We start from the raw sequence: 1,227 nt of genomic DNA, 5'->3' as shown, positions 1-1,227 counted from the left end.
TCATGAAATACTTGTAGCTACAGGATCGCTTAGTGGTCTCTAACTAGTCATTCAAGCGGACAGCCGCCCCGAAATTTGAGTAAACTGATGTTGTCCGCGGCGGCTGCCGCTTAATTCAATCGTTAGCGCCATTGAACTTCATCACTACATTTAATCAGACCTATCGCGCCTTTCCTTTTGGCATTTTCATGGGATGCCTCTGTGGAACTCTAGCTTCGCTAGGAATATGGGTGAATGAGTTCCCATCGTCTTTGCTCGATTGGGCGCTTATTCCATTTACCTATCTACTAGTGGCTTTTTCCGCTATGGCATTTGCGTTGATTCCTGCACTCGTGATTGGCGTGCCTGCGTACTCCTGCTTAGCAGTTCTAGGCTGGGCGCGCTGGTGGTCAGCCACCATGCTCGGCGCCATAACAGCCGCTCTTGTCGGCAGCCCACTTGGTTCAGACGCCGCCATGTTTTGCAGCATTTATGGAGTCTGTATTGCATTTTTCTTGCATCGCGCTTACCAGGCAGGCGCTAACAACTCATTCAAGCGGACAGCCGCCCCGGAATTTGAGTAAACTGGATTTATCCGCGGCGGCAGCCGCTTAATTCAGGCGTTAGGCAGTAGATGAAAATATCCTCGCCACCCGATATTCCTGAACTCCGCTGGACGCTAATTGCGCTTGTAATTGCATGCGCTTGGGTTGTTTTTCGATCTGCTTTGCGAGTAATTGATGGTGATTACCTTGAAGGTTTTCTTGGAATCGCCTTCTGGGTCATTCTAGCTGCTGGTCTTTGGCTTCGAATAGTTCTTGCACGTTGGGTAGCGCTGACAATACTGTGGGCAATAGTATTTGTTATTCCTCTTGGCACAATCAATCCATTTGCTGCAATGGATGAATTAGGGCCATATCCACCGCCGGTCTGGAAGCTACTACTGTTTTATGTATCCCCATGGGTGATACCATCATTATTTGCAATTCATGTGCTTGGTAAACATAAGCAGACATTTCGGTGGCGGTTATTTTCTACTGCCTAACAACTCATTCAAGCGGACAGCCGCCCCGAAATATGAGTAAACTGATGTTGTTCGCGGCGGCAGCCGCTTAATTCAGGCGTTAGGCCGCTAAGGATCGAGCATGCGACTCGCCACAGCTTTCGCAGCACTACTCAGTACAGCGTCGGTCGGCGCGGACTCGGATGTCCCACAAGTTCCAGATCAATTCATCGGCCAGTGGGCAG

Annotated in this window: 2 protein-coding genes; both read left to right on the top strand. The window is 49.7% G+C overall.

What is annotated here, in order from left to right:
* Positions 1 to 230: 230 nt before the first annotated feature.
* Positions 231 to 563, top strand: a complete 333-nt coding sequence (locus IEV56_RS10515; RefSeq protein ID WP_188450317.1) for a hypothetical protein — start codon at positions 231 to 233, stop codon at positions 561 to 563.
* Between the two features lie 50 nt (positions 564 to 613).
* The gene (locus IEV56_RS10510; protein ID WP_188450316.1) at positions 614 to 1,024 is read left to right on the top strand and encodes a hypothetical protein; all 411 of its coding nucleotides are present in this window, start codon (positions 614 to 616) and stop codon (positions 1,022 to 1,024) included.
* The last annotated feature ends 203 nt before the right edge of the window (positions 1,025 to 1,227 follow it).

The sequence above is a fragment of the Arenimonas maotaiensis genome (genome assembly GCF_014638745.1).
In the GTDB taxonomy this organism is placed as follows: Bacteria; Pseudomonadota; Gammaproteobacteria; order Xanthomonadales; family Xanthomonadaceae; genus Arenimonas; species Arenimonas maotaiensis.
The sequence above is the reverse complement of the archived record's forward strand: the minus strand, read 5'-3'. Positions and strand labels throughout refer to the sequence as shown.